Genomic DNA, 26055 nt, shown 5'->3' on the forward strand with positions numbered 1-26055 from the left:
TTAAACAACCAATTGAACCTGCTTCAATACCGCCTTTAACGTATTTTCATAATCAAAAGCATCACTGGTCTGATCCTGATAACGCCAAGCCACATAACCATCTGGACGAACCAACACAGCACCAGATTCATGAATTTCAGATTTGCTGTTCCATGTACCATAGACATCACGATAATCACGTGAACCAATCTGAATTACGTCCAGATAAGGTAAATCTAGAGCCTCGGCAGCCAATCTCCAGCCTTTGCCTGATAAACCTGTCAGCAGCGTAAAACGGCCTTTACCGCTAATGTCCAAAGTGGATTGCTTTTGGCCTTTGCTATTGATCAGCCAGGTATGTGGAACTTTGGCACCGGGACGAGTGCTGGCTTGCAGATAAAGCTGTTCATCTTTCTCGAAAATTTCAGGCTCAGTTTCACTAATCACTGCATTTGAGCTATAGCGTTGATTTAGCTCCACACCTTGGGCATTAAATTCAAAATGCTTGATTTCAAGAGCTTCAAATAGTTTTTGACGAATCTTTGCCCCTTGTTCATCTTCAGAGAAAATACGTTCCAGCATTTGTTTTTGCGTCGTGATGCCTTGGTCAAACCCAAAGACTTCTTTTAAATGTTTATAATCGAAACGGGACTGGTTGGCGCGCGCGACAATCTGTTTGCCCACAGGTACACGTTCAGCTGTATACGAATCGAGGAGGGACGGTGCTGCCCAACCTTTAATTGCATAGGCCAGTTTCCAGCCGAGGTTAAACGCATCCTGCATACAGGTATTGGAACCTAGGCCGCTTGAAGGTGGATGACGATGTACCGCATCACCGCCGCAGAACACGCGGCCTTTGGAATATTCGGTTGCCCAAGTCTGATTTACATACCAGTAAGACAGTTTCTGGATTTCAACATCTTCTACTTCGGCGCCAACAAAGGTATTTAGGCGTGCCCGAACTTGTTCTTCGCTGACTTGTGGTTCGCCTTTGGAAATGTCAAAGCCCCAGCCCATAATCCATTCATTCCATGGCGTAATGGCACGTAACAAGCCCATACCGAGATCACCAAAGCTGGCTTCAGGATTGACAATCCATTGCAAAATCGCAGGACGATGTTGAACGTATTTAGACAGATCTGCTTTAAAGGTCACATAGACTGTACCAGCACGCGCCATCACACCTTCGAGTGGCAGTTCGAGTTGCTCTACCACTTTGGAGCGGGCGCCATCCATACCAACCAGATATTTGGCTCTTAAGCTAAATTCTGTATTGGTAATCCGGTTCAGGAGCGTAGCAGTGACACCATTTTCATCCTGAACATGTGATAAATATTCAGTATTGAAGTTATAGATTGCACCGCGCTCACCGGCATTCTTGACCAGTAAGGCTTCCATTTTCGGCTGAATCAGATCGACCAATGGACATGGACTACCCTTGATGTAGTCACCATGGCGTTCATCCCCTGTACCCCAGGCACTTAAGCGGGCAATTTCTTCACCGACCAGACTGGTGGTAATCAGGCTTTCACCCATGTGCTCCCACGGTGTCGCAATTTCCTTGACTTGTTCTTCAATGCCTAAATCACGTAATACTTCCATGGCACGTTGATTGGTAATGTGCGCACGTGGACTATTGGCCAGCCAGTTAAACTGGGTGAAAAGCTGAACTTTGATTCCGTAGTTTGCCAGCGCCAAACCTAAGGTAGATCCTGCAGGTCCTGTGCCAATCACCAATACGTCAGTATCGTAATGCTGTGTCATACATGACTCCATGTCTGTGTCTAAAGAACAAGATTTGAATATATCTATAATCCAGTGTAGTGAAATTCAGGCAATGCAGGAGGAGTATTCATATAAACTATGGGTCTATTGGTATTTTTACTACTTTCTCGCTGGGCAGCTTAAAATGCCTGGGAATATGTGGCTTAGTTTATGGAACTTCGACATTTACGTTCTTTTTTAACGGTAGCTCAGGAACAGAGTTTTACCAAAGCAGCAGACAGGCTGTTCACGGCACAGCCTTCTTTAAGTCAGCAGATTAAGGATCTGGAGCAGGAAGTCGGTGTGATGCTGTTTGACCGCTCATCCCGGCAAATTAAACTGACGGATGAAGGGCAGGCTTTTCTGATTCATGCTGAACAGGCGCTTGAAAGTGCCAAACTGGCAGTTGCTGCGGCGCGTCAAGTGGCGCAGCAGAAAAATAACCAGATCCATATTGGTTTTTTAAATGTCGCAGAACTGAAAGTGATGCCAAATATTCTGGCCAAACTGAAGCAGAATATTCCCGATTTAAAAATTCATCTGCATAGTCTGACCTGTATGGAGCAGATTCAACGCCTGAAAAATGCCGAACTGGATTTGAGTTTTACCCGTTATTGTCTGCAGCATCCCGATTTTGACAATATTCATTTAATGAATGAACAGATTTATCTGGTGGCCGCCGGGCATTTACATCCCACCGATCGGCTACTTAAATTACAGGAACTGAAAAATCATCAGTTGATTATGTGTGAGCAAAATGCCTCGCCGGTCTTTTATGAGCAGCTGAATCGGCTGATGTCTTTTGAGCAATTGCAGCATGATCAAATACTGTGGGTTACCAATGTATTGCAACATATTAACCTGATCAATATGGGCATGGGTTTTAGCTTTGTTCCGGAATATCTGCTGCGCTTTTTGAATGAGCATGTGAAAATCGTGCAGACTGATCAAGCTCTGCCGCAATTGGGACTCTATGCAACATTTAACAAGAATTCTCATAATCCTGCATTGAATATCATTACCCAGGCACTGAACAATAGACCTTAACTAAGCCACTGAAAAGGTTGCAGGAAAATATGCTAAAACTTATTTATTATGTGCCGGATGAACATCTTGAACTAACCAAAGCGGCCTTATTTAAGGCGGGTGCAGGCGGTATCGGGGATTATACCCATTGTGCCTGGCAAGTACTCGGAACAGGACAGTTTAAGCCGCAGCAAGGGGCAGATCCTTATATAGGTAAGGTCGGGGAATTAGAGCAGGTCGAAGAGTGGCGGGTGGAAATGCTTGTTCCTGATGAAAAGGTGGTCGAGGCCGCCAAAGCTCTGAAAGCAAGTCATCCTTATGAAGAGCCAGCTTTTGAGTTTATACAAATTTTAGAGATTGATTTTTGACACAAGCACGGTGACAGGGATGTCATCCGTTAGACAGAGATTCAGGGCTGAATCTTCTGTCTAACAAAGGATTTTGGTTAGCTTAGGAAATATCTTCCTTATCTTTCAAAGTAACAAGTAATACCTACGCCATAAAATTTAAAACATAAGCTGATAATTGGGATAGTGACTAGCTGGATGATTGAGTAATTCAAACCTTTTGAATGAATAAATCATGATCAAAACGATACTGCGGGAAGAACACCCCATCTTCTGCACGCTCACCGGCACCAATCACCATGACTGGATATTGCTGATCATTTAAACCTAAGATATCGCGTACCATCGGTTCATCAAAACCTTCCATCATGCAGCTGTCAAAGCCATACGCTCGCAAGGCCAGAACCAGATTTTCGCAAGCCAGCGCCGTTGTTTTGGTCGCCCAGAGTTTGGCATCGGCCGGACTGAAAGCAGATACCGGCATCTGTTTGTCTAAAGTGCGGGCAACTTTAAACGCCACTTTTTTAAAGTTGCCAAAGACATTTAAATAGCCGGTTTTATAGTTATACGGAATGTATTTGTAGTATTTTTTGATCGCAGCTGGCGCTTCCGGATATGGAAATTCATTGACATTGCGTTTGGCCATTTCATCAATACGGTCGGTACGTGCCACACAGATAATCAGTTCAGAAGCCGTTTTTGCTGCCAGCTGACTCATGCAGGCCTTGACCAGACGCTTTTTCTTGCCCGGATTTTGTACCACATAAAATGTCCAGGGCTGCAAGTTTGATGAATTGGGAGCCAGCAAAGCCAGATCCAGACATGCATCCATTACATCTTCTGGAATTGGTTTTTTGGTAAATTTACGTACTGAGCGACGACTTTCGATCACTTTACGGAAATTGTCGACATCAATATCCTGCGGCGCAGGTTCGTAATAGCGTTTTTTATCTGGATTGGCGCTATCCACGGTTTCATGAGATTTATCAATAGGGGAGGAATTTTCAGTAGACATATTCTTTATTCTGGCAGCTAAAGGAATCAATGAGGCAGTCTAAACCACCTCATTCACATTATAAGTTTGAAAATTAGTTGAATTGTGTGAAATCAGATTTACGTTTTTGCATGAATGCCTGGACCGCTTCCAGCATTTCCGGTGAGCCGACACGCTGCATGAAAATTTCTGCTTCATGGTCAATCCATGCCACGATTTCATCCAGATTATGTTTCATCAACGCTTTGGTCTGCTTTAAAGAGGCCAAAGGTAAAGCCGCTAAAGTCTGTGCCTGTTTTTGTGCAGCGGCATAGGCATCATCTTCAATGCTATTAACCAGACCGGCATCGAGTGCTTTGTCACTATTGAATTTTTGTGCAGTCAGCAATAATTCGGCGGCTTTATGGTAGCCTGCCTGCTGAATCAGTAATTTGCTGGATGCACCTTCAGGCGATAGGCCCAGACTGACAAATGGAATCTGGAACAGGGCAGTGTTGTCACTATAGACCAGATCACAATGCAACAGGATCGTCACCCCAATCCCGATCGCAACGCCACGTACCGCTGCAATTAAAGGCTTGGAAAACTTGGCAGCCGCTTTGAGTAAAATAAATGGCGGGCCTTCAGCAGCAGGTGCCTGACCTTTCCTGGCAACAGATTTCATGAAATCCTGCATATCGTTACCAGCGCTAAAATCCGCATCCTGACCGCGTAAGACTACGACACGCACCTGATTATCCTGATCTGCCTCATCGAGTGCTTGAGCAATCCATAAATACAGTTCGCTGTATAAGGCATTTTTCGCTTCCGGGCGATTGATGGCTAAAGTAAGTACACCATGTTCTAAATTCGCATTCAAATGCTCATGAGGTTGTTGAATACAGCTCAGTGTCATCGTACTATCCTTGCTTTAAAACTTAATTTGATTTTATGAGATTGATTATGTCGCATATTTATTGGGGCGGCACAACTCATGAGTCATAAAAATGATCTGTTATGAACTATACATTTGATTATCTGGTTTTCATTGGCCGTTTTCAGCCTTTTCATCTGGCGCATATGCAAACCATTCAGATTGCCTTGCAACACAGTCAGAATGTGATTTTGGCTCTGGGTTCTGCGCAAAATGAACGCAATATCAAAAATCCCTTTCTGGCCTCGGAACGTGAAGCCATGATCCTTGCAAACTTTAATCCAGAAGATCAGGCGCGGCTTAAATTTGTAGAAGTGGTTGATGTTTATAATGATGAAAAATGGCAGAAACTGGTGAAATCACTGGTAAATCAGGTTGTTGAACCGAATGCCAACGTTGGGTTGATTGGGCATTTTAAAGATGATTCTTCCTATTATTTGAAGTTTTTTCCGGAATGGGAAATGGTTGAACTGGAAAGTCTTGAAGGCGCTTTATCCGCTACACCAATGCGTGAAGCTTATTATCGTGGTGAAATTCAACGGGATAAATTTCCACAAGGCACGATTGATTTTCTGGAGCAATTCCAAGCAACTGAAACCTATCAGCAGCTTAGTGAAAAATTTGCCCAGAACGATAAGACCAATCTGGTTTAAAACAATCTTTAAAGTGATACAGTCGTCGGCTGGTTCATGGCAGTTTGGGCATGCAGTTTTAAACACTCACCCAGAAGCGCCAGAGCAGGAGACTGTTGTTTCCAGTGATGCCAATACAACGGTACTTCAATCCGCATTTCATTCGAAAGTTCAAGCAATTGACCTGATTGCAGTAAGTGCCGGGTTTGATAATCCGGTAGCCAGCCATAACCTAGGCCCATGACTATCGCATCAAAAAATGCATGCGTCGATGGAATAAAAAAATGAGGATATTGGGCCGGATTCAGGCCAAATCCCTGCTGGATATACTGGGTATGCAGCTGATCTTTTTCATTAAACAGAATTGCCGGTGCGTGACCTAAGGCTTCGCGATGCACACCCTGATGAAACCAGTTTTGGGCAAATTCAGGCGTGGCAACCAGACGGTACTGCATTTCACCAATCAGCTCGGCCAGACAACCTTTCATGGCTTTGGCCTCGGTACTCAAACAGGCATTGACCAGTCCGGCTTCCAGTAAATGGTAGGTTTGTGATTGGTCATCGACCTGGAAATGCAACACAATTTTATGCTGGATCAGTTGGGTTTGTAAGGTTGGCAATAACCAGGTCGCGAGTGAATCGGCATTGGTGGCAATATTCAGACGGTAAAAACCTTCCTGTTGCAGTTCTCCGCCCAGATCCTGCATCAGATTCTGTTCCAATAAACGCTGATGCTGTAAATAATGCAATAAAGTCTGTCCGGATTGAGTCACCCGACATGGCCGGTCTCTGACCAGCAGCAAGTGTCCCAATTGTTTTTCCAGACTCTGGACGCGCAGCGTAACAGCAGAGGCGGTAATATTTAGCTGTTCTGCAGCCAGGTCAAAACTTCCTGTTTTTGCAACTGCATAAAAAGCATCACATTGTTTCGCATTCAGCATGGTTTTTATCTGAGAAATTTTTAGTTAGATTGATATTAACTTAGTTTTAATTAATCAACTCATTTTTGTTGAATAATGCATGTATTCAAAAGAGGGGAATATCATGTTGAGTTATGTGGCCAGCGGCTTTGCTGTGGGAATGAGCCTGATTGTCAGTATCGGGGCACAAAATGCCTTTGTATTAAAACAAGGTTTGAAACAGCAGCATGTCTTCTGGATCTGTGTGACATGTGCACTGTCTGATACTATTCTGATTCTGTTGGGTATTTTTGGTTTTGCTCGAGTGATTGAACATTATCCGAACGCGCTTATGTTTTCTAAATATCTCGGTGCCGGATTCCTGTTTTATTATGGTCTACAGCATGCAATCAGTGCATTTAAATCAACAGCGGTCTTAGCCCCAAGCGAGCAGTTTACAGAGCATTTTCTGCGTGTGCTGATGATCTGTCTGGCATTTACCTGGCTGAACCCGCATGTTTATTTGGACACCGTGATATTGATGGGTTCAATCTCAACTCAATATAGTCTGGGAAAATGGTGGTTTGCTTTAGGCGCAGTCTGCGCATCCTGGTTGTTCTTCTTCAGTTTAGGCTATGGTGCAAAGCTATTGACTCCCTGGTTTCAACATCCCCGTGCCTGGAAAGTTCTGGATGCCCTGATTGCTTGTACGATGTGGATCATCGCAGGGTCATTAATTCTAAGTGTCTAATTCAACTGGTATTATGAAATTTATTAATTGAGGTTTTTATATATTGCAAAGGGAAGACGATGAAAGATTGTGATGAATAGCAGTCTCGGTATTCTATTCTAAACAGTTTCCATCGCACGTCAGAAAATAGAGTTTACAGTGCTACCTGTATAGGCGTACTTCAGTTCAAAGATTATTAAACATCTATGCTCATATTTATAAGATAATTTTTTTAATTCAAGCTACTAACCGCGCTCATTTGATTAGAATGCTTCTTTTGGAGCATCTCTTAAAAATAAATACTGACCATTATTCTTTCCATTAGTCATTAAGCATTTTACAAAAACTTCAGTTAACTGGTATAAAAATAACCAAAACAAAAACTCTAAAACTGAAAGAAAATTTAATTTCAGAGTGAACGGTCTGGCTAAATCCGGTTAATCAGAAATTAAACAAGGTGGATGTTAAATTGAAAACAACAATAAAAACCGGACTAATTAGTCTGGCAATCTGTTTATTTTTGAGTGGGCAGGCTTTTGCAAAATCATGGACCTTAACTCCCCAAAGTGATGTCGGTTTTGAGATCAAGTCGATGGGACTGACTGTGGTCAAAGCCAAGTTCAACCAGGTGCAATCCAGTATGCAGTTTGATGCTAAAGCACCGCAACATGCTTCAACGCATCTGGTTATGGATGTGCAAAGTCTGACTTTTAATAAACCGTTATTGAAACATATGATGCTGGGAGAAGACCTGTTTTATGTGGAAAAGTACAAAACGGTAAGTTTTAAAAGCATCCAGTTTAAAGACTTGGGCAATGGTAAGTACAATGTTTTAGGCAATTTGACCTTGCGTGGCGTGACCAGGCCAGTGGTTTTTGAAACCACTTTCAAGCCCAATCTGTCCAATGAAAATTTACTCGAAGTCCAGGCCTTTGCAGTGATTAACCGCAGCGATTTTGGCATGAGAAAGGGGATTGCAGGCGTAGGAGAGAAAGTGAATCTGCATCTCTCAGGCTATTGTGAGGTGAATTAAGGGTGTTTGATACAGTCTTTTTTCAGATAGAGAGACTGCTGCACACTTGTCCTTGCCCAAGTTTAAAAATTAAAGAATAGAAGACATATCAAATGCCTGATTGCGTAAAAACGATCATAAAAAAAGCCCGATTTTTTTTCGGGCTTCTATCTTTATAGCAAATATGCCATCAAGCACTCTGCAAGGCTTTTAAATCTTCCAGGACTTGTTCTGCATGACCTGCTGCTTTAACTTTGCGGTACTCTTTAACCAGTTCACCGTTATGGAAAATAAAAGTCGAACGTTCGATTCCCATGACTTGTTTGCCATACATATTCTTTTCTTTAATCACATCAAAATGATTGCACAGCACTTCTTCTTTGTCACTGATCAGGTTGATACTCAAATTCTGCTTTTCAGTAAAGTTTTGATGTGCTTTCACCGAATCACGAGAAACGCCAATAATTGTGGTATTTAAGGCATCAAACTGGTCTTTTAAACATGAAAATCCAATGGCCTGCGTAGTACAGCCTGGAGTTGAGTCTTTAGGGTAAAAATAAATCACCAGCCATTCTGTATCAAGCTGGGTTAAATTGATTTCACCTGTGGTTGCAGGGAAGTTCTGATTCAATAAACTTATTCCAGACATAAAAACTCCTGTTTTCTTTAAAATTTTCAAAAAAATAAGCCACATTATAGTGGCTTATTTTATCAAAGAATAATCAGATATTATTTCTTCGGTGCAGCTTGAGCTGATTTCATGGCTTCTTCAGTCAAAGTTTTCAGTTTGCCTGTCAACTGTGGACCAAAACAGGCTTGCAGGTCTTTATTTTGCTTTTGGACAAAAGCTAAAGTGCCTGGGCTTTTCTTCTGGTTAATGGTGCTTTGAATTTCCCATTTTTGCGCATTGGTTAATTTACCATCTGCTTCAACAGCACAAGTACAATACTTACTGACTTCAGCAGCTGTCAGTTTTTTACCTTTGCCAGTTTCATCTTTACAAACATTGATCAATGCAGATTTCACATTGGTGCTTTTATAAGCTTGTTGTAATTTGTCATCAGCTGCCTGAGCTGTTGTTGCGAACATAGCAGCAGCTGAAACAATTGCTGAAAGCACGATGCTTGATTTTAAATTCTTCATAAACTCTACCTTGTTATTACGGTATATAACGTGTCGGGTCTTCAACACCTGCGTCCGCAAAACCCTGTTTACGTAAACGGCAACTGTCGCATTTGCCACAGGCACGTCCTTGGTCATCTGCTTGATAGCATGACACCGTTTGACTGTAGTCTACGCCATGTTCAATACCTAAGCGAATAATATTTGCTTTGGATAAATGTAACAAAGGGGTTTCAAATTTGAGCGCCTGACCCTCTACGCCAACCTTGGTAGCAAGGCGTGCCATATTGGCAAATGCGTCAATAAATTCCGGTCGGCAATCCGGATAGCCCGAGTAATCAACCGCATTAATTCCGATCACAATTGCTTCGGCTTTAAACACTTCTGCTGCTGCCAGGGCATAAGACAGGAAGATGGTATTACGTGCAGGAACATAGGTAATCGGGATACCTGACTGTTCATGATCCGGCACGTCAATGCTATGATCGGTAAGGGCTGAGCCACCCAGATTGCCCAAGTCGATATTGATGACACGATGTTCCACACCGGCACGTTGAGTCAGGGCTTTGGCAGCATCGAGCTCTGTGGTCGAACGCTGACCATACATAAAACTGATTGCGATACATTCGTAGCGAGCCTGTGCCCAAGCCAGACATGTAGTTGAGTCTAATCCACCAGATAACAGAACAATGGCACGAGGGCGCATAAGCTGATTCTCCAAAAAATAACTTTACAAAAAATTAACGACCAGTTTCATCATTCCATAACAACTTGTGCAGCTGTAACTGGAAACGAACAGGGAGATGGTCTTCTAAAATCCATTGAGCCAAATCACGCGCCAGTTGCGGTAAGCGAACTGCACCTTTTTCAACTGCAAATGCAGGCGAAAACCAGACTGTACTTACTTTTTCTTGAAGTTGGTACTGTTCAAGCTGCTGCTTGGACCATTCATAGTCTTCGCGGTTGCAAATGACAAACTTGATTTGATCATGTGGCGTTAAATGATCCAGATTGGATAGCAAATTTCGTGCAACTTCACCTGACGTTGGAGTTTTTAAATCTAAAACTTTGGAAACGCGCGGGTCTACTTTAGCCACGTCTAAAGCACCGCTGGTTTCAAGTGAGACTTCACAGCCTAAATCGGCAAGGCGCTGCATGAGAGGCAGGGCATTGGGTTGCGCCAGCGGTTCACCACCGGTCACACAGACATAGGGCGTTTTAAAATCGAGCGTGGTCTGGATAATATCTTCCAGCGATTGACGCTCGCCACCTTCAAATGAATAGGTGGTATCGCAGTAGCTACAACGTAACGGGCAACCGGTTAAACGGATAAAAACCGTTGGCAAGCCCGCAGCATTGGCTTCACCTTGCAATGAATAGAAGATCTCCGTAATGCGTAAACCCGCAGACGGATCAGAAACTGGAATTGCGGAAGATCGAAGCGTATTCATAACAAAATTAACCAATGAAAAATAAATAACCGGGTATAAAAATAAAAATCCCTACGATCATTGCTAATCGTAGAGACGAGGAGCGGTTGAGGCTCCGAGGAACACCAGTGTGCCCTCTAACTTAAGACATCTTAGTCTTCGCGCAATAGATCGTTCAGGCTTGTTTTAGAACGAGTTTGAGCATCTACTTTTTTCACGATAATCGCAGCATACAAGCTATAAGTACCGCATTTAGAAGGCAGGCTGCCGGCAACCACGACTGAACCTGCAGGAACGCGACCATAGTGAACTTCGCCAGTGGCACGGTCATAAATCTTGGTCGATTGACCAATAAATACGCCCATTGAAATTACAGAACCTTCTTCAACAATCACGCCTTCCACGATTTCAGAACGTGCACCGATGAAGCAGTTGTCTTCAATAATAGTCGGGTTGGCTTGAAGTGGCTCAAGTACACCACCAATACCGACACCGCCAGACAGGTGTACATTTTTACCAATTTGTGCACATGAACCAACAGTTGCCCATGTATCAACCATGGTGCCTTCATCTACATAAGCACCAATATTGACATAAGAAGGCATCAAGATCACGCCTTTAGCCTGGAATGAACCTTTACGTGCCACAGCAGGAGGCACTACACGTACACCAGCCGCCTTGAACTGTTCTTCAGTCCAGCCTGAGAATTTAGTATCTACTTTGTCATAGAAACGAAGATCACAAGCTTCCATTGGTTTGTTGTCGTTTAATTTAAATGATAACAATACCGCCTTTTTAATCCATTGGTGAACAACCCATTCACCCTCAATTTTCTCGGCAACACGTAAAGTACCATTGTCTAGGCCAGCAATTACTTCCTCAACTGCTTGACGGATTTCAGCAGAGCAATCTGCAGCTGTGAAATTCGCACGGTCTTCAAACGCTTGTTCAATGATTGTTGAAAGCTGCGACATGATCTTCCTTCCAGAAAAAAATTTTCTAGATTTTACACTATATTGCATTAAAAATAGTTGAGCAGAGCTAAAATAGATGAAAAATCGCCAAAAGCGTGGCATGTCTGAAATAATGAACGTGATAAGTGTTATTTTTCATTATTTTAAAATGTAGGAGAAGTGTTAGAAAAAACCAGCTTATCAACAAGAAAAATTAATTTGTATCAAAAAATAACAAAAGATCAGCAAAACGTGAATAAAAAATATTTTTTAAGTCCTTTATATTGAACCCATCACGAATAACTAATGATCAAAATAAGTTCTTTTGAGGAGAGAAATAATGAAATCTTTACATAAAATTTTAGCAGTTTCCATTTTGGCTGCAGCAGCTGGTTCTGCTATGGCTGCTGATGAAACGATCGTAACAGATGAAGGTGTAGCATCTTTCTCTTTCTTTAAACCCGCAGCTGTTCGTGCTGAAGTCGGTACTACCGGTTATGGTGGTGCACTTTCATGGAATGTGAATCCATATGTTGGTGTGACTTTAGGTTATAACGGTGGTGACATCTCTTGGTCTGATGACTTGTCAATCAATGGTTCTAAATATGACCTAGATATGGATAATAACCTGACCTATTTAAATGCTGAGATTCGTCCTTGGGCGAACTGGTTCTATATGGCTGCCGGTGTAGGTTATGTTGATAACGACTATGAAATTGAACGTCGTGTCGGCGCTGGTGAAGGTTTTAGTGTAAATGGTACAGATTTTGTTGCTGGACCTAGCGGTGTTCGTATCAATGGCGATCTATCTTACAAAAACAATATCGCTCCTTACGTAGGTATTGGTTTCTCGCCAGCAATTACTAACCGTTGGGGCGTATTTGGTGAGGTTGGTGCCTATTATAATGGTAATCCTAGAGCTAATTTGACAGCAACTGGTACAACAGAAAATCTTAATGCAAATTTACAAGATGAAGTAAACCAAGAAGCTGATGATATTCGTAACGACAATAAATACGAATGGCTACCAGTAGCAAAACTGGGTGTCAGCTTCCGCTTCTAAGGTTGAGCTGCATAAAAAAACGAGCTTCGGCTCGTTTTTTTATGCTTTGTAATAAGTAATTTAAAAGTGATAACCCAGTTTTAAACCTGCGATCCAGGCACTATTGTCAGAAACAGCGGATAAACCCGCTATCTGGGGAGTAAGCGAATCAGATGTTGCCACCTCAGGTTTCTGAAATTTTAAATAATAGAGTCCTGTAGCAATATCCCAGGTCTCTTGAATCTTATAAAGATGGCCTAGTCCGATGCCCCAATATCCATCACTCGGATTTAATGTTGAAGCCGGATTTCCTGTACCGGAATCCCATAAAAGCTCGATAGAATTTATGCCAAAAGAGGGCCATTGATGGGCAAGCCCAATTTTTGCCGACCATTGATCCTCACGATAATCAATCATCCTGAATGTTTGTACTTCTGGAAACTCTAAAGCAGCATAGTCAATCACTGCAGCGAATTTAGGAGGTTGAATGACAAAATTTTGCCAGTTTAACCAGCGTAAGGTGGCATAAAATGCATTCTGATAAGGCAAACCGGTTTGAAAATCCAGATTGACAGATTGAGGGGTTTGAATCTTGGTATAGGGAGATGGATGGGTACCCACTGCAATAGATTCGGTCGTTTTATTCTGGTGAGTAATGCCTGAACGGTATGTCAGTGCAGTTCTGAAAAAATATTCTGGAATTTGATAACTGAACCCTGCAAGCCAGCCCCAGGCAGAATCTTGTTCAAATGTAGCCTGATAACCATTAAATACATAAAAGGTTTGCCCAGATAAATACAAGCTTCCTTCCAGGCTTTGGTAACTTAAACCTGTATAAAAATTCCAGGCATCATCCGGTTGAAAACCGATTAAAGAAGTGAGATTGTGGCTATTAAACTGAATGGTAGCCGCTTCAACAGGCAGCGTCTCACCTGCAAAAACCGGATTATAAGCATAGGCAACATCTACATAATAGGGCTGATCATAAATCAGTCCCCATGATAACTGAGGGTGCAATTGCAGTTTGAGTGCAAGATTGGTGATCAATTGTGTACTCGCGAGTTGACCGGTAGAAAAGTCAGTAATGCCCAGTTCTTGCAATTGCTCGGTATGTTGTACCTGGCCTTTAATATCTGGACGAACCCAGGCCAGTGAAATTTCAGCATAATGATTTTTTTCAAAAAAAGACTGAATACTTTGATTGGACTGTTCAAAAGCAGCGCTATAACTTGACCCGGAAAAAGTGCAGCCCATGCAAAAAAGAAAAAATTTATAGTTAATCATATTGCTATATTTCAATTTATTATTAATGTGATTATGCTTGATATTTATACAATTTATCTACTTAAAAATAAAAAAGAGGCCAATGAGCCTCTTGAGTTTAAAGCCTGAATTGGGTTCAGTCGTCTGGATAAGCGACTTTTTTAAGCGCTTTAATATTGGCATCTGGCGAGCACAATGAAATAAACTCGTAGCCATAGCCACGCAGTAAATGTCCTTTACGTACCGCAATCCAGGTGGTATTGACACCAAAAATGTCTGTTTTAATTTGCTTTAAACGATAATCGCGCTCAGGGTCATAAGCGACATCATTGACGATACCCACGCCCATGTTCATTTCTACATAGGTTTTAATCACATCGGCATCGAGTGCGGACATCACGATATCGACGTCAAAGCCGGCTTCTTCAAAAGCAGTATCAATCTTGGAGCGGCCGGTAAAACCACCGTGATAGGTAATAATCGGATAGTGAGCCAGATCTTCAATCCGGATGTTTTCCTTACTCGCCAGCGGATGATTTTGCGGCGTAATAATACTGTGTTGCCAGTTATAATAAGGCACGCTGGCCAGATTGTCTTCAGTCGTCAGGGCTTCAGTCGCAATACCGATATCGGCTTGGCCTTGCAGCAGCATTTCCGTAATTTCCATCGGACTGGCCTGTTGCAGAATCAGATGCACCTTAGGAAATTCTTTTTTGAACTGGCTCACGATCGGCGGCAGGACATAACGTGCCTGGGTATGTGTTGTGGCAATGGTCAGGGTGCCTTCATCCACTTTATTAAAATCATCAGCCAGACGTTTAATATTGTCGGCATCGACCAGCATGCGTTCTACAATTCCTAAAAGAGCCTGTCCCGGCTCGGTTAAACCCAGTAGACGCTTACCTTTACGGATAAAGAGCTGCACGCCAAGCTCATCTTCCAGGTCTTTAATATGCTTGCTTACTCCAGACTGTGAAGTATAAAGCGCAGCCGATGCTTCGGTTAGGTTAAAGTTCTGTCTAACCGTTTCGCGTATAATTCTTAGTTGTTGGAAATTCATAATACTCTTTACCCTAGAAGAGAATGGGGCATTTCGCAGCCCCATCTTTTAGTCTTAAGCGACCTGATTTTCAAATAAATGCAAATTCACCGCACTTAACCAAACAGTTTGATTTGGGCGGAATTGATGTGCTCTTGCTTCATCAGGTGTCAGTAAAATTTCGATCAGGTTGCCTTGACGGTCATTCAGTTCTGCAACCACTTTACCCGCGATCCATAATTCACGAATGAAAGTGGCCTGGATGGCGTTATCTTGTGGCTGGGCATGGATGCGTAGCTCATCCGGGCGTGCGAATAAAATCACTTCACCTTGAGCGGCATTTTTGGCACCGTCAAACTGAATACGGTCCTGACCGAGTTGAATAATGCCGCCATTGTTTTGTCCTTCAAAACGATTTGCCTGACCCAAAAAGTCGAACACAAATGGGGTTGCCGGTGTTTCATAGACTTCACGTGGCGAACCGATCTGTTCAACATTGCCTTTGTTCATCACCACGATCTGATCGGCGACTTCCAGGGCTTCTTCCTGGTCATGGGTTACAAAGATCGAGGTAATATGCAATTCATCATGCAGGGTGCGTAACCAGCGACGCAATTCCTTACGCACTTTGGCATCCAGTGCACCGAAAGGTTCATCCAGCAACAGCACACGCGGTTCAACGGCTAAGGCACGTGCCAGTGCAATACGCTGACGCTGACCACCTGACAATTGTGCAGGATAACGGTCTGCCAGGAAGCCAAGCTGAACCAGATCAAGTAAACGCGTTACACGTTTTTTAATCTCCGCTTCCGATGGACGGGTTTTACGCGGGCGAACACGCAGACCAAAGGCAATATTGTCAAATACGGTCATATGGCGGAACAGGGCATAATGCTGGAACACAAAGCCGACTTCACGTTCACGCACATGAACATTGGTGGCATCTTCACCCTCCAGAATGACCTGACCGCCATCTGCAGATTCCAGACCGGCAATGATCCGTAGCAGCGTGGTTTTACCACAACCCGATGGACCGAGCAGGGCCACCAGTTGCCCATCTGGAAAGTCGAGCGAGATATTTTTAAGTGCATGGAATGCACCAAAGTGTTTTTCAATATTTTGTACTTGAATACTCATGTTGGCATTCCTTAAGAAACTGTTGAATCTTCATTACGTTTGTCTTGTTTTTCCTGGCGCAGTTCAACCCATGTTTTTAAAATCAGGGTCACAATTGCGAGGAGAGCCAGAAGCGAAGACACGGCAAACGCAGCACTAAAGGTATATTCGTTATAAAGAATTTCGACGTGTAGCGGCAAGGTGTTGGTTTCACCGCGGATATGGCCGGAGACAACCGATACCGCACCAAACTCACCCATGGCCCGTGCATTACACAGAATCACGCCGTAAATCAGACCCCATTTGATATTTGGCAGGGTCACTTTCCAGAAGGTTTGCCAGCCCGATGCACCGAGGACAATTGCAGCTTCCTCTTCTTCGGTACCTTGCGCCTCCATTAAAGGAATCAATTCACGTGCGACAAACGGTACAGTAATAAAGATGGTCGCCAAGACAATAGCAGGCACTGCATAAAGGATCTTGATGTCATTGTCCATCAGCCAGGAACCCATCCAGCCTTGCGTACCAAAAATCAGTACCAGCATTAAACCGGCAATAACTGGAGAGACTGAAAATGGCATATCAATCAAAGTGGTCAGGAAAGACTTGCCAGGGAAATTGAATTTTGCTACCGACCATGCAGCAGCTACACCAAATACCACATTCAGCGGTACTGCAATTGCAGCAGTCAACAGGGTAAGTTTGACCGCAGATAAAGTATCCGGATGTACCAGCGCCTGTGCATAAACACCCACACCCTGTTTAAAGGCTTCGACAAAAACCAGAATCAGGGGCAGGATCAGACAACTTAAAAAGAAAATCAGTGCAATGGTAATCAGGGTATAGCGTACCCAGGTTGGCTCACGGGTTGCATCACGGGATTGCAACTTTTCGGCCAGCGCATTGCTGTTGGTATTTAAACTCATCGTGCAGTTCTCCCGGTGCGACGGCTTGCCCAAGCTTGCAATAAGTTAATCAGGAACAGCAACACAAATGAAATCAGCAGCATCACCACAGCAATTGTGGTTGCACCAGCATAATCATATTCTTCTAAACGGGAAATAATCATTAAAGGTGCGATTTCTGTTTCAAAAGGCTGGTTGCCGGCAATAAAGATCACCGAACCATATTCACCAACACCGCGAGCAAAGGCCAAGGCAAAGCCAGTGATAAGTGCAGGCAGTAAAATCGGGAAAATGACCTTGGTCACAATTTGCAGACGATTTGCCCCGAGTGCAGATGCCGCCTCCTCCAGTTCAGTTTCCAGGTCACTGAGGACAGGCTGTACGGTACGTACTACAAAAGGCAGACCAATAAAGATCAATGCCAGGGTAATACCAATCGGCGTATAGGCAACCTGAATCCCCAATGGCTCAAGATACTGACCAATCCAGCCCGTTGGTGCATATAGGGATGTCAGTGCAATACCGGCAACTGCGGTTGGCAGGGCAAAGGGTAAATCGACTAAAGCATCGACAATACGTTTGCCTGGAAAACTGTAGCGCACCAGACACCAGGCCAATAGCAGGCCAAACACCACGTTCACCAACGCAGCAATAATGGCCGCGCTGAAACTCAGCTGCAGTGATTTTTGAATACGTTCAGAGCTCAGGATCTCCCATAAGCCTTCCCAGCCAATGCCCAGCGATTTAATAAAAACAGCAGACAGCGGGATTAAAACGATTAATGATAAATACGCTAGGGTAAAGCCTAGAGAAAGACCAAATCCTGGCAGCACTCGGGATCGCTGCGACATGATGACTCCTCAAAAGAGAGAAAGCTGGTTAAAACTAACCAGCGAAAATTGAAAAAAGAAATTGGACACAAGCATAATTTGCAACGACTAAAATGCAAATTTGAAATAGTACTTGCTGTCATTAGTATTACTGATATGTTGCATGGTCTTTTCTGAAATCAGATATTGTGCAATTTCAGGAAAAGGACCAAAGCCTGAGGCGACATTGACATGTCCAACTTGCCCGAGATTGATCGGCTTGAGTTTCCAGGCTTTGGCCAGCAGCTGTGCATCTGCATAGCTTAACCAGGGATCATTCTCGCTAATCAGGAGTGTGGTTGGAACCTGAATCTGCAATTGTTGAAAATAATGGCTGTAATCGCTGTGGCTGTCACGTGCAAAACCATTTTCCCCAAAACGTGCCGGATTGGCCGGCGCAACCAGAATCAGTTTTTTAACTTTAGCATTTAATTCTGGATGTTGTGCCAGTGCCGCAACCGAGGTCAAACAGCCAAAGCTATGCGCCACTATCTGTACCTCGTCCTGAATATTTTGCAGGGCTTTGACAAACTCGGCGATCCATTCCTGCAATACCGGACGATTCCAGTCGTGTTGTTGCACCCGAGAGCATCGACTGAGCTGATGTTGTAACCAGGTCTGCCAGTGGTTGTATTCGCTACCACCCACACCTGGAACAATAAGCGTATGTATCATGTCGATGCTCCTGTCAGATCAGCTCAGTCTTACTTGGTATTGTTGGCCTTCACAATCTGGTCAAAAATACCGCCATTTTCAAAATGCGCTTTTTGTACTTTTGCCCAGCCGCCAAATTCCTGATCAATTGTCACCAGCTTAAGCGGTTTGAACACATGACTATATTTCTTTAAAGCTGCTTCGCTACGTGGACGGTAATAATGTTTACCTGCCAGGTCTTGTCCCAATGGCGAGTACAGGAAGTTCAAATAACCCTGAGCCAGATATTTATTGCCTTTTTTCTCTGCATTCTTTTCTACAATTGCCACTGGCGGTTCAGCCAGAATCGAAAGGGAAGGGGTAATGATTTCAAATTTGCCCGGCTGCTCACGAAGCGCCAGATATGCTTCATTTTCCCAGGCCAGTAACACATCGCCTATACCACGTTCAGCAAAAGTGGTGGTCGCGCCGCGTGCACCTGAGTCCAGGACTTTGGTCTGTTTATAGATTTGACGGACAAATTCCTGAGCTTTGGCATCATTGCCACCTGCCTGATGCTTGGCCCATGCCCATGCTGCCAGGTAGTTCCAGCGTGCACCACCCGAAGTTTTCGGATTCGGGGTAATAATGCCGACACCCGGTTTCACCAGATCGCCCCAGTCTTGAATGCCTTTAGGGTTGCCTTTACGCACCAGGAATACAATTGTTGAAGTATACGGTGTCGAGTTTTGTGGCAATTTCTTTTGCCAGTCTGCAGGTAATAACTTGGCTTTTTCTGCCAGCACATCAATGTCGGCGGCGAGTGCCAAAGTCACTACATCTGCATTCAAGCCATCAATAACAGAACGTGCCTGTTTGCCGGAACCACCATGGGACTGTTTGAAGTTAATCTTTTGACCAGTACGGCTTTCCCAGTATTTGCCAAAATTCTTGTTAACATCTTCATACAATTCGCGTGTCGGATCGTAGGAAACGTTCAGAAAGTCGCGTGCTGCAGCACCAAATGATGTTGCTGAAATAACAGCAGCCAGAACCCCAAGTTTTATTGTTTTTGAAATGCTCATAGAAATCTCAATCTCTTACACGTTTTGTAACATAGCTGCAGAATAAACCTATTCTTTATGCGTAAAAAATAATTAAAAATGAATTTTATATGAAAATAAGAGATAAGCGGAATCTTAATTGCTTGAAATAACAATGGCCTTATCAATAAAGGCCATTATAGTTTGTAGAACAGGCCATTATTTTGCGTGATTGGCTTTCACGATCTGGTCGAAGATACCACCGTTATCAAAATGTGATTTTTGTACCTTGTTCCAGCCACCAAACTCCTGATTAATGCTTACCAGTTTAAGTGCTTTAAATACATGGTTATATTTTTTCAGCACTGCCTGATTGCGGGGACGATAAAAGTTTTTCGCTGCCACAGTTTGTCCGGCCGGTGAGTAGAGATAATTTAAATAGGCTTTGGCCAGATGTTCATTGCCATCTTTTTTGGCATTTTTTTCTACGATCGCGACTGGTGGCTCAGCCAGAATAGAAAGAGACGGGGTAATGATTTCAAATTTCCCCGGTTGTTCACGTGTCGCGAGATGTGCTTCATTTTCCCAGGCCAGCAACACATCGCCAATGCCGCGCTCAGCAAAAGTCGTAGTCGCACCACGTGCACCTGAATCCAGAACTTTGGTCTGTTTATAGATCTGACGGACAAATTCCTGAGCTTTGGCATCATTGCCACCTTGCTGATGCTTGGCCCATGCCCAGGCAGCCAGATAGTTCCAGCGCGCGCCACCTGAAGTTTTCGGGTTTGGGGTAATAATGTCTACGCCCGGTTTTACCAGATCGCCCCAATCTTGAATGCCTTTAGGGTTGCCTTTACGCACCAGGAATACAATAGTCGAGGTATAGGGTGTCGAGTTTTGCGGAAATTTCTTCTGCCAGTCTTTTGGCAATAGACCTCGCGCTGCAATTTCATCAATGTCGGCTGCCAGCGCCAGGGTTACGACGTCTGCATCCAGCCCATCAATCACCGCGCGTGCCTGTTTGCCGGAACCACCATGGGACTGTTTATAGTTAATGTCCTGCCCCGTGGTTTTTTTCCAGTATGCACTGAACTCCTTGTTGAAATTGTCATATAATTCGCGGGTTGGATCATAAGAGACGTTGAGAAAGTCTTTTGCAGATACACTAAAAGCACTTGCAGAGAGCAGTGCTGCCAATACCCCAATTTTTAAGTTATGAAGATTCATTTTTGCCTCAGGTTTTTTAGCTTTTGTTGGTGATGGCAAGAATAGCTGCAGATTATTTGCATAAAAAATAATTAAAAACGAAGTTTATGTGAGTAAAACAGATATGTGCACAGCACTTATCTTTTATGAGCGGATACATCACTTGAGAGGCGATAAAACATGCTTTGTTTGAAAAATGCGCAACATGTCAGAGAGATAGATGTGCTGGATCGCGCCTTTCATTATGGCGATGGCTGTTTTACCACGGCCCGGATTCGACGTAACCGGATTGAGTTATATGATCGTCATCTGGCACGTTTACAGCTCAGCCAGCAAAAGTTAAGCCTGAATGCTGATCTGGATCTGATTACACAAAGTTTACAGATCTTGCTTGCATCAGAAGGTGAACTGAATGGAACATTAAAGATCGTACTGAGTCGTGGTATTGGCCAGCGCGGTTACAGTCTGCCAGATCATCCTGCGGATCTCTGGCTGTTCTATTATCCTCAAGTGGTCGAGGATTTTAAGTTTGAAGAGATTCAGAGTGGTGTATTGCAGCAGGCGCTAGGTTTGACCATGCCGAGTCTGGTGGGATTGAAAACCCTAAACCGTCTGGAGCAGGTATTACTCAAGCAGGAAGCCGAGCAACGGGCTTGGCCTGAGGCACTGGTAACAGATGTGCAGGGTGGAATTGTAGAAGGGGTGAGCAGTAATTGCTTCATTCGTATAAACAATACATGGATTACACCCGAACTTCGTTATAATGGCGTCTTTGGTGTAATGCGTGCAGAAATTCTGCAACGTATGCAGGATCAGGGATTTGCCTGCCAGCAACGTTGTATTGAGATGGATGAAATTTCGCATATTCAGAGCCTGTTTTTCTGTAATGCACTGAGCCCGATGAAAATTGTCACACAATTCGAGCAACGCTCCTTGGATGGAGAGGCTTGTATTGAACTTTTTAACCGTCTTCAATTAAATCAGATTTTTTAATATGTCAGCGTCCAAGCCTAAAGCCAAAAAGAAAAATAAAGCCAACTCTCCGTCAGCATTCAAAGGTATTGCGCTGCTCCTGATTGGGCTTGCCTTGATTGTGACACTGATCCTGAAAAGCAGTCTGTGGAAAGATTATCCGGTCAAAGGCAAAAAACAGCTGCTTGCGATTGAATCTGGTCAAACCTATTCTGCTTTTATTGACCGTCTGGCCAAAGAAAATCAGGTTAGCTTCCCGGTTATTCTCAAGCTGTATCAGCGCATCATGATTCATGACACCATGAAAGCCGGCGTATATGAAGTACGTCAGGGTATGAGTATCCGTCAGGTGCTAGAGATGATCTCTAATGCTGAAAATGCGCAAATGAACCGTATTTTGGTGATTGAAGGAACCACGTTTAAGCAACTGATTGATGCGCTGAAGAAAGATGATCTGGTCAGCAAAGAAGTACTGCATTTGCCGACTGCGCAACTGCTGCAAGAACTCAATATTCCATTTTCACATCCTGAAGGTCTGTTTGCACCAGATACATATTTCTTTGCCAAAGGCGAAACGGACCGCAAGATTCTGACCAGTCTGTATCAGCGCCAGATGAAAGCCCTGGACCAGGCTTGGGAAAAACGTGCAGCTGATCTGCCGTATCAGAATAAATATGAAGCGTTGATTATGGCGTCGATTATTGAAAAAGAAACCAGTGTCGATAGTGAGCTAGAACAGGTCTCTGGAGTGTTTATGCGCCGTTTAAAAATCGGCATGCGTTTACAGACCGATCCAACCGTCATTTACGGCATGGGTGACAGCTATAACGGCAATATTACCCGTAAGGATTTACGCACCCCAACGCCTTATAATACCTACACCATTTCAGGTTTACCGCCAACGCCAATCGCCTTGCCAAGCAAAAAAGCCATTGAAGCGGCCATGCATCCGGATAATTCAGACAACCTGTATTTCGTGGCCACAGGCAATGGCGGACATACCTTCACTACCAATCTGAATGACCACAATAAAGCAGTGCAGGAATATCTGACCGTTTTACGCTCGAAAAATAAGGAATGAGTATGTTTATTAGCTTTGAAGGCACAGAAGGTGTAGGTAAAACCACGCTCATTCGTTCGATCTATGATGATTTTATCGCGCAAGGCAAAGATGTAGTACTGACTCGCGAGCCGGGTGGTACGCCGATGGCTGAACAGATCCGTTCCTTGCTTCTGGCGGTTAATCATGAAGAAAGCATGGCACATGATACCGAATTGCTGTTGATGTATGCAGCACGTGCCCAGCATCTGGCACAAGTGATTCTGCCTGCATTGCAAGTCGGAAAAATTGTGTTGTGCGACCGTTTTACCGATGCCAGCTTTGCTTATCAATGCGCAGGGCGGGGACTCAGTGAAACAAAATTACAGGTTTTGAATGATCATTTTGTGGTACGCATGCCAGACATGACTTTCTGGCTGGAAGCTCCGATTGAACTGGGAATGAACCGGGCACGTGAACGCGGTGCGCTGGATCGTTTTGAACAGGAGAAAGTAGCTTTCTTTGAGAAAGTAAGAGCCGGTTATGAAGCCTTGTGGCAACGTCATCCTGAGCGGATCAAGCGGCTGGATGCGACTCAAACACCTGAACAGGTATTTGAGCAAGCTTTAAGTTATTTAAAATAAGCTTGGTATTAATATAGTTTTATTTAAATTTTCTCTAGGTTTATCTATGAAGAATCTTCTATATTGAGATGGATATAGAAGATTTTTTAATCATATGAAAACGACCAAAACCGAGATTGAACAATTTTTACAACAAGAATTTCCACAAAGTCTAGAGAAATGCCGGATTGAAGCCGTTTTTCCATGTGGAGCGACTTTGCTTTATCAGGTTAGCGCCCAAGAACTGCGTCCAGGTGGCACGGTGTCTGGTCCTACCATGATGACCCTGGCAGATTTTGCCTTATATGTTGCCATTCTGGGCGAAATTGGGCTGGTGGGTTTGGCAGTCACCACTAACCTGAATATCAATTTTCTACGTAAACCCTCCGGTGGAAAAGACCTACGTGGCGAATGTAAGCTAATGAAAGTCGGTAAGGCGCTGATTGTTGGAGAAGTCTGGATTTATTCTATCGATCTCGAAGAGCCTGTGGCACATGTTACTGGAACCTATTCCATTCCACCTCAACGCTAGAAATTTAAAGTGAAAAGATTGGCTATAAAATAGCCTAAGCTTAATCAAGCTGATGAACGTCAAAAGACAGGGAGATATGATTTTTAAAATAATATCTCCCCAATGACTTAAAGATTCACCAAAGGCGTTTCTACTTCAAAATTCACCGGATTCAGAATGGTCTTGCGTAGTTCAGGCAATAATTCCGGATAATCCAGAGTGTAATGCAGACCGCGAGATTCCTTGCGGTGCATGGCACAGCGCACAATCATCTCGGAGACCAGTACCAGGTTGCGAAGCTCAACCAGGTTTTTGCTGACCTGATAATCCTGATAATACTCGGTAATTTCTTTTTTCAGCATTTCAATACGATGCAGGGCACGTTCCAGACGTTTGGTGCTGCGCACAATGCCAACATAGTTCCACATGGTCTGACGTAACTCATCCCAGTTTTGTAAAATCACCACATCTTCATCCGGATTGGTCACCTGAGAATCATCCCAGGCCGGTACTATCGGGAACTGATACTCACGGTCAAAATGCGATTCAATATGTTTGGCTGCACTCATGCCATAAACAAAACATTCTAAAAGTGAGTTACTAGCCATCCGGTTAGCACCATGCAGGCCGGTATATGAGGTTTCCCCAATTGCGTACAGACCTGCGACATCAGTCTGGCTATGCTCATCGACCATAACTCCACCACAAGTGTAATGAGCGGCAGGAACGACAGGAATCATATCTTGGGTAATATCAATCCCAAGCTCCAGCAAACGGGCATAAAGTGTCGGGAAATGTGCTTTGACAAAGTCAGCATCTTTGTGGGTGATATCCAGCCAGACATGACGAATACCCAACCGCTTAATTTCAAAATCGATGGCGCGCGCCACGATATCACGCGGGGCAAGTTCAGCACGCTCATCAAAACGCAGCATAAAGCGTTCCCCGTCTGGCAGGCGCAGATAAGCACCTTCACCGCGCATGGCTTCAGTGATCAGGAAAGAACGTGCTTGTGGGTGATAGAGGCAGGTTGGATGGAACTGGTTAAATTCCATATTGGCAACCCGGCAGCCGGCACGATAGGCCATGGCAATACCATCTCCGGTGGCAATATCCGGATTGGAAGTATATAAATAAGCTTTCATGGCACCGCCACAGGCCAGGGCAGTAAATGGCGCTAAAAAGGTATGTACTTTTTCAGTCTTTTCATCCAGTACATATAAACCCAGGGCACGATTTTCTCCGTCTAAGCCGAGTTTTTGTGAGCAGATCAGATCAATCGCAATATAATTTTCAAAGATTTTAATATTCTGTTTTTCTTGCGCGCGTTGTACCAAAGTGGTCGAAATGGCACGACCTGTGGCATCTGCAGCATGAATAATCCGGCGCTGAGAATGACCACCTTCACGAGTAAGGTGCAACTGTTCCTGTTCATCGAGGGTAAATTGCACACCGTGTTTCAGCAGAAAATCAACTGATGGTTTACCACCTTCTACCGTCTGTTTGACTGCCTCCATTTCACAAAGCTGGGCGCCTGCAATCATGGTGTCATCAATGTGCTGTTCAATGGAATCCATTTCATCCAGCACTGCGGCTACCCCGCCTTGCGCATAAAAGGTGCTGGCATCGGTCAGGGTCGATTTCGCCAAAACTGCAATATTAAAATGGTCAGGCAGTGATAAGGCTAGACTTAAACCGGCACCGCCACTGCCCACGATAATGACGTCAAATTGATGGGTAAGAGATAAATTAGACATGTCCATCAGCTAATTTTAAAAAAAGTTTGGTAATAACAGCGCTTTTTGACACAAAAGGCAAGCGTTGAAATGCTCATTTAATGATTAAAAAAATGAATTAAAGCCTTAATTTAGTGTTTTAATAATGCGGCATTAACAAGAATAAAGCTTTGGAACATATTGTTACTTAAACCTTATGGCGTTTATGATAAAACCTATTTACATAAATTTATCAACAATTTGGGTGAATAATTTAT

Annotated in this window: 28 protein-coding genes; 10 read left to right on the forward strand and 18 right to left on the reverse strand. The window is 43.7% G+C overall.

What is annotated here, in order from left to right; all coding sequences use genetic code 11:
• The gene (locus tag AC3IT7_RS04405) at nt 1-1743 is read right to left on the reverse strand and encodes an FAD-dependent monooxygenase (RefSeq protein WP_489249527.1); all 1743 of its coding nucleotides are present in this window, start codon (nt 1741-1743) and stop codon (nt 1-3) included.
• Nucleotides 1744-1914: 171 nt separating this feature from the next.
• Between AC3IT7_RS04405 and AC3IT7_RS04410 the strand changes: the two genes are divergently transcribed.
• Both AC3IT7_RS04410 and AC3IT7_RS04415 read left to right on the forward strand, forming a co-directional pair.
• The gene (locus AC3IT7_RS04410; protein ID WP_489249528.1) at nt 1915-2790 is read left to right on the forward strand and encodes a LysR substrate-binding domain-containing protein; all 876 of its coding nucleotides are present in this window, start codon (nt 1915-1917) and stop codon (nt 2788-2790) included.
• 29 nt (nt 2791-2819) lie between these two features.
• Nucleotides 2820-3137 (forward strand): NGG1p interacting factor NIF3, encoded by a 318-nt coding sequence (locus AC3IT7_RS04415; RefSeq protein WP_489249529.1) that lies wholly within the window; start codon nt 2820-2822, stop codon nt 3135-3137.
• Nucleotides 3138-3327: 190 nt separating this feature from the next.
• Here AC3IT7_RS04415 and AC3IT7_RS04420 read toward each other — a convergent pair whose 3' ends face one another.
• Both AC3IT7_RS04420 and AC3IT7_RS04425 read right to left on the reverse strand, forming a co-directional pair.
• The gene (locus tag AC3IT7_RS04420) at nt 3328-4131 is read right to left on the reverse strand and encodes a nitroreductase family protein (protein WP_489249530.1); all 804 of its coding nucleotides are present in this window, start codon (nt 4129-4131) and stop codon (nt 3328-3330) included.
• A gap of 73 nt (nt 4132-4204) precedes the next feature.
• Nucleotides 4205-5005 carry an enoyl-CoA hydratase-related protein gene (locus AC3IT7_RS04425; protein WP_489249531.1) on the reverse strand — a complete coding sequence of 267 codons (801 nt, stop codon included), beginning with the start codon at nt 5003-5005 and terminating at the stop codon, nt 4205-4207.
• Nucleotides 5006-5106: 101 nt separating this feature from the next.
• Between AC3IT7_RS04425 and AC3IT7_RS04430 the strand changes: the two genes are divergently transcribed.
• Nucleotides 5107-5676 carry a nicotinate-nicotinamide nucleotide adenylyltransferase gene (locus AC3IT7_RS04430; protein ID WP_489249532.1) on the forward strand — a complete coding sequence of 190 codons (570 nt, stop codon included), beginning with the start codon at nt 5107-5109 and terminating at the stop codon, nt 5674-5676.
• 8 nt (nt 5677-5684) lie between these two features.
• Here the strand turns inward: AC3IT7_RS04430 and AC3IT7_RS04435 are convergent, their stop codons facing one another.
• Nucleotides 5685-6596 (reverse strand): LysR family transcriptional regulator ArgP, encoded by a 912-nt coding sequence (locus tag AC3IT7_RS04435; protein ID WP_489249533.1) that lies wholly within the window; start codon nt 6594-6596, stop codon nt 5685-5687.
• A 103-nt stretch (nt 6597-6699) separates the two neighbouring features.
• On the opposite strand from AC3IT7_RS04435, the gene AC3IT7_RS04440 reads away from it, so the two are divergent.
• Entirely contained in the window at nt 6700-7305 is a 606-nt protein-coding gene (locus AC3IT7_RS04440; protein WP_489249534.1) for a LysE/ArgO family amino acid transporter, read from the forward strand.
• A 448-nt stretch (nt 7306-7753) separates the two neighbouring features.
• A complete protein-coding gene (locus tag AC3IT7_RS04445; RefSeq protein ID WP_489249535.1) occupies nt 7754-8317 on the forward strand; it encodes a YceI family protein in 564 nt (187 codons plus the stop codon).
• Nucleotides 8318-8486: 169 nt separating this feature from the next.
• Here AC3IT7_RS04445 and AC3IT7_RS04450 read toward each other — a convergent pair whose 3' ends face one another.
• The 5 genes from AC3IT7_RS04450 to dapD form a co-directional block, all read right to left on the reverse strand.
• Nucleotides 8487-8945, reverse strand: a complete 459-nt coding sequence (locus AC3IT7_RS04450) for a peroxiredoxin (protein ID WP_475654051.1) — start codon at nt 8943-8945, stop codon at nt 8487-8489.
• Between the two features lie 80 nt (nt 8946-9025).
• Nucleotides 9026-9439: a hypothetical protein gene (locus AC3IT7_RS04455; RefSeq protein ID WP_005170085.1), complete on the reverse strand. Its 414-nt coding sequence runs from the start codon at nt 9437-9439 to the stop codon at nt 9026-9028.
• 16 nt (nt 9440-9455) lie between these two features.
• Nucleotides 9456-10124, reverse strand: coding sequence for a 7-cyano-7-deazaguanine synthase QueC (gene queC / locus AC3IT7_RS04460; RefSeq protein ID WP_489249536.1), 669 nt, complete (start codon nt 10122-10124; stop codon nt 9456-9458).
• Nucleotides 10125-10158: 34 nt separating this feature from the next.
• Nucleotides 10159-10869, reverse strand: coding sequence for a 7-carboxy-7-deazaguanine synthase QueE (gene queE, locus AC3IT7_RS04465; RefSeq protein WP_336018477.1), 711 nt, complete (start codon nt 10867-10869; stop codon nt 10159-10161).
• A gap of 131 nt (nt 10870-11000) precedes the next feature.
• The gene (gene dapD / locus AC3IT7_RS04470) at nt 11001-11822 is read right to left on the reverse strand and encodes a 2,3,4,5-tetrahydropyridine-2,6-dicarboxylate N-succinyltransferase (RefSeq protein WP_475654048.1); all 822 of its coding nucleotides are present in this window, start codon (nt 11820-11822) and stop codon (nt 11001-11003) included.
• 319 nt (nt 11823-12141) lie between these two features.
• Here dapD and carO point away from each other — a divergent pair, with 319 nt between their 5' ends.
• Complete coding sequence (gene carO, locus AC3IT7_RS04475; RefSeq protein ID WP_489249537.1) at nt 12142-12864, forward strand: ornithine uptake porin CarO; 723 nt, start codon at nt 12142-12144, stop codon at nt 12862-12864.
• 60 nt (nt 12865-12924) lie between these two features.
• Here carO and AC3IT7_RS04480 read toward each other — a convergent pair whose 3' ends face one another.
• The 8 genes from AC3IT7_RS04480 to AC3IT7_RS04515 all read right to left on the reverse strand — a co-directional run bounded on the left by AC3IT7_RS04480 (nt 12925) and on the right by AC3IT7_RS04515 (nt 20938).
• Nucleotides 12925-14097 (reverse strand): outer membrane protein transport protein, encoded by a 1173-nt coding sequence (locus AC3IT7_RS04480; RefSeq protein WP_489249538.1) that lies wholly within the window; start codon nt 14095-14097, stop codon nt 12925-12927.
• 145 nt (nt 14098-14242) lie between these two features.
• Nucleotides 14243-15166: a CysB family HTH-type transcriptional regulator gene (locus tag AC3IT7_RS04485; protein ID WP_475654045.1), complete on the reverse strand. Its 924-nt coding sequence runs from the start codon at nt 15164-15166 to the stop codon at nt 14243-14245.
• Nucleotides 15167-15220: 54 nt separating this feature from the next.
• Nucleotides 15221-16282 (reverse strand): sulfate/molybdate ABC transporter ATP-binding protein, encoded by a 1062-nt coding sequence (locus AC3IT7_RS04490; protein WP_489249539.1) that lies wholly within the window; start codon nt 16280-16282, stop codon nt 15221-15223.
• A gap of 11 nt (nt 16283-16293) precedes the next feature.
• Complete coding sequence (gene cysW, locus AC3IT7_RS04495) at nt 16294-17187, reverse strand: sulfate ABC transporter permease subunit CysW (RefSeq protein ID WP_489249540.1); 894 nt, start codon at nt 17185-17187, stop codon at nt 16294-16296.
• Entirely contained in the window at nt 17184-18017 is an 834-nt protein-coding gene (gene cysT, locus AC3IT7_RS04500; RefSeq protein WP_263576911.1) for a sulfate ABC transporter permease subunit CysT, read from the reverse strand. The genes cysW and cysT overlap by 4 nt, the downstream gene beginning before the upstream one ends.
• 87 nt (nt 18018-18104) lie before the next feature.
• The gene (locus AC3IT7_RS04505; RefSeq protein ID WP_489249541.1) at nt 18105-18710 is read right to left on the reverse strand and encodes an RBBP9/YdeN family alpha/beta hydrolase; all 606 of its coding nucleotides are present in this window, start codon (nt 18708-18710) and stop codon (nt 18105-18107) included.
• Between the two features lie 29 nt (nt 18711-18739).
• Nucleotides 18740-19753: a sulfate ABC transporter substrate-binding protein gene (locus tag AC3IT7_RS04510; RefSeq protein ID WP_489249542.1), complete on the reverse strand. Its 1014-nt coding sequence runs from the start codon at nt 19751-19753 to the stop codon at nt 18740-18742.
• A 177-nt stretch (nt 19754-19930) separates the two neighbouring features.
• Complete coding sequence (locus AC3IT7_RS04515; protein ID WP_489249543.1) at nt 19931-20938, reverse strand: sulfate ABC transporter substrate-binding protein; 1008 nt, start codon at nt 20936-20938, stop codon at nt 19931-19933.
• Between the two features lie 159 nt (nt 20939-21097).
• Between AC3IT7_RS04515 and pabC the strand changes: the two genes are divergently transcribed.
• The 4 genes from pabC to AC3IT7_RS04535 all read left to right on the forward strand — a co-directional run bounded on the left by pabC (nt 21098) and on the right by AC3IT7_RS04535 (nt 24083).
• Nucleotides 21098-21910: an aminodeoxychorismate lyase gene (pabC, locus tag AC3IT7_RS04520; RefSeq protein WP_489249544.1), complete on the forward strand. Its 813-nt coding sequence runs from the start codon at nt 21098-21100 to the stop codon at nt 21908-21910.
• A gap of 1 nt (nt 21911) precedes the next feature.
• Nucleotides 21912-22970, forward strand: a complete 1059-nt coding sequence (gene mltG, locus AC3IT7_RS04525) for an endolytic transglycosylase MltG (protein WP_489249545.1) — start codon at nt 21912-21914, stop codon at nt 22968-22970.
• Between the two features lie 2 nt (nt 22971-22972).
• Nucleotides 22973-23572: a dTMP kinase gene (gene tmk, locus AC3IT7_RS04530; RefSeq protein WP_489249546.1), complete on the forward strand. Its 600-nt coding sequence runs from the start codon at nt 22973-22975 to the stop codon at nt 23570-23572.
• Between the two features lie 94 nt (nt 23573-23666).
• Complete coding sequence (locus AC3IT7_RS04535) at nt 23667-24083, forward strand: PaaI family thioesterase (RefSeq protein ID WP_475654036.1); 417 nt, start codon at nt 23667-23669, stop codon at nt 24081-24083.
• Nucleotides 24084-24190: 107 nt separating this feature from the next.
• Here AC3IT7_RS04535 and nadB read toward each other — a convergent pair whose 3' ends face one another.
• Nucleotides 24191-25825, reverse strand: coding sequence for an L-aspartate oxidase (gene nadB / locus AC3IT7_RS04540; protein ID WP_489249547.1), 1635 nt, complete (start codon nt 25823-25825; stop codon nt 24191-24193).
• Nucleotides 25826-26055 lie beyond the last annotated feature (230 nt).

The sequence above is a fragment of the Acinetobacter sp. KH_038 genome, from assembly GCF_057839405.1.

What these genes read in the sequence shown, in the direction of transcription:
- AC3IT7_RS04405 (WP_489249527.1), bottom strand. Translation starts at nt 1,743, where the DNA reads ATGACACAGCATTACGATACTGACGTATTGGTGATTGGCACAGGACCT.
- AC3IT7_RS04410 (WP_489249528.1), top strand. Translation starts at nt 1,915, where the DNA reads ATGGAACTTCGACATTTACGTTCTTTTTTAACGGTAGCTCAGGAACAG.
- AC3IT7_RS04415 (WP_489249529.1), top strand. Translation starts at nt 2,820, where the DNA reads ATGCTAAAACTTATTTATTATGTGCCGGATGAACATCTTGAACTAACC.
- AC3IT7_RS04420 (WP_489249530.1), bottom strand. Translation starts at nt 4,131, where the DNA reads ATGTCTACTGAAAATTCCTCCCCTATTGATAAATCTCATGAAACCGTG.
- AC3IT7_RS04425 (WP_489249531.1), bottom strand. Translation starts at nt 5,005, where the DNA reads ATGACACTGAGCTGTATTCAACAACCTCATGAGCATTTGAATGCGAAT.
- AC3IT7_RS04430 (WP_489249532.1), top strand. Translation starts at nt 5,107, where the DNA reads ATGAACTATACATTTGATTATCTGGTTTTCATTGGCCGTTTTCAGCCT.
- AC3IT7_RS04435 (WP_489249533.1), bottom strand. Translation starts at nt 6,596, where the DNA reads ATGCTGAATGCGAAACAATGTGATGCTTTTTATGCAGTTGCAAAAACA.
- AC3IT7_RS04440 (WP_489249534.1), top strand. Translation starts at nt 6,700, where the DNA reads ATGTTGAGTTATGTGGCCAGCGGCTTTGCTGTGGGAATGAGCCTGATT.
- AC3IT7_RS04450 (WP_475654051.1), bottom strand. Translation starts at nt 8,945, where the DNA reads ATGTCTGGAATAAGTTTATTGAATCAGAACTTCCCTGCAACCACAGGT.
- AC3IT7_RS04455 (WP_005170085.1), bottom strand. Translation starts at nt 9,439, where the DNA reads ATGAAGAATTTAAAATCAAGCATCGTGCTTTCAGCAATTGTTTCAGCT.
- queC (WP_489249536.1), bottom strand. Translation starts at nt 10,124, where the DNA reads ATGCGCCCTCGTGCCATTGTTCTGTTATCTGGTGGATTAGACTCAACT.
- queE (WP_336018477.1), bottom strand. Translation starts at nt 10,869, where the DNA reads ATGAATACGCTTCGATCTTCCGCAATTCCAGTTTCTGATCCGTCTGCG.
- dapD (WP_475654048.1), bottom strand. Translation starts at nt 11,822, where the DNA reads ATGTCGCAGCTTTCAACAATCATTGAACAAGCGTTTGAAGACCGTGCG.
- carO (WP_489249537.1), top strand. Translation starts at nt 12,142, where the DNA reads ATGAAATCTTTACATAAAATTTTAGCAGTTTCCATTTTGGCTGCAGCA.
- AC3IT7_RS04480 (WP_489249538.1), bottom strand. Translation starts at nt 14,097, where the DNA reads ATGGGCTGCACTTTTTCCGGGTCAAGTTATAGCGCTGCTTTTGAACAG.
- AC3IT7_RS04485 (WP_475654045.1), bottom strand. Translation starts at nt 15,166, where the DNA reads ATGAATTTCCAACAACTAAGAATTATACGCGAAACGGTTAGACAGAAC.
- AC3IT7_RS04490 (WP_489249539.1), bottom strand. Translation starts at nt 16,282, where the DNA reads ATGAGTATTCAAGTACAAAATATTGAAAAACACTTTGGTGCATTCCAT.
- cysW (WP_489249540.1), bottom strand. Translation starts at nt 17,187, where the DNA reads ATGAGTTTAAATACCAACAGCAATGCGCTGGCCGAAAAGTTGCAATCC.
- cysT (WP_263576911.1), bottom strand. Translation starts at nt 18,017, where the DNA reads ATGTCGCAGCGATCCCGAGTGCTGCCAGGATTTGGTCTTTCTCTAGGC.
- AC3IT7_RS04505 (WP_489249541.1), bottom strand. Translation starts at nt 18,710, where the DNA reads ATGATACATACGCTTATTGTTCCAGGTGTGGGTGGTAGCGAATACAAC.
- AC3IT7_RS04510 (WP_489249542.1), bottom strand. Translation starts at nt 19,753, where the DNA reads ATGAGCATTTCAAAAACAATAAAACTTGGGGTTCTGGCTGCTGTTATT.
- AC3IT7_RS04515 (WP_489249543.1), bottom strand. Translation starts at nt 20,938, where the DNA reads ATGAATCTTCATAACTTAAAAATTGGGGTATTGGCAGCACTGCTCTCT.
- pabC (WP_489249544.1), top strand. Translation starts at nt 21,098, where the DNA reads ATGCTTTGTTTGAAAAATGCGCAACATGTCAGAGAGATAGATGTGCTG.
- mltG (WP_489249545.1), top strand. Translation starts at nt 21,912, where the DNA reads ATGTCAGCGTCCAAGCCTAAAGCCAAAAAGAAAAATAAAGCCAACTCT.
- tmk (WP_489249546.1), top strand. Translation starts at nt 22,973, where the DNA reads ATGTTTATTAGCTTTGAAGGCACAGAAGGTGTAGGTAAAACCACGCTC.
- AC3IT7_RS04535 (WP_475654036.1), top strand. Translation starts at nt 23,667, where the DNA reads ATGAAAACGACCAAAACCGAGATTGAACAATTTTTACAACAAGAATTT.
- nadB (WP_489249547.1), bottom strand. Translation starts at nt 25,825, where the DNA reads ATGGACATGTCTAATTTATCTCTTACCCATCAATTTGACGTCATTATC.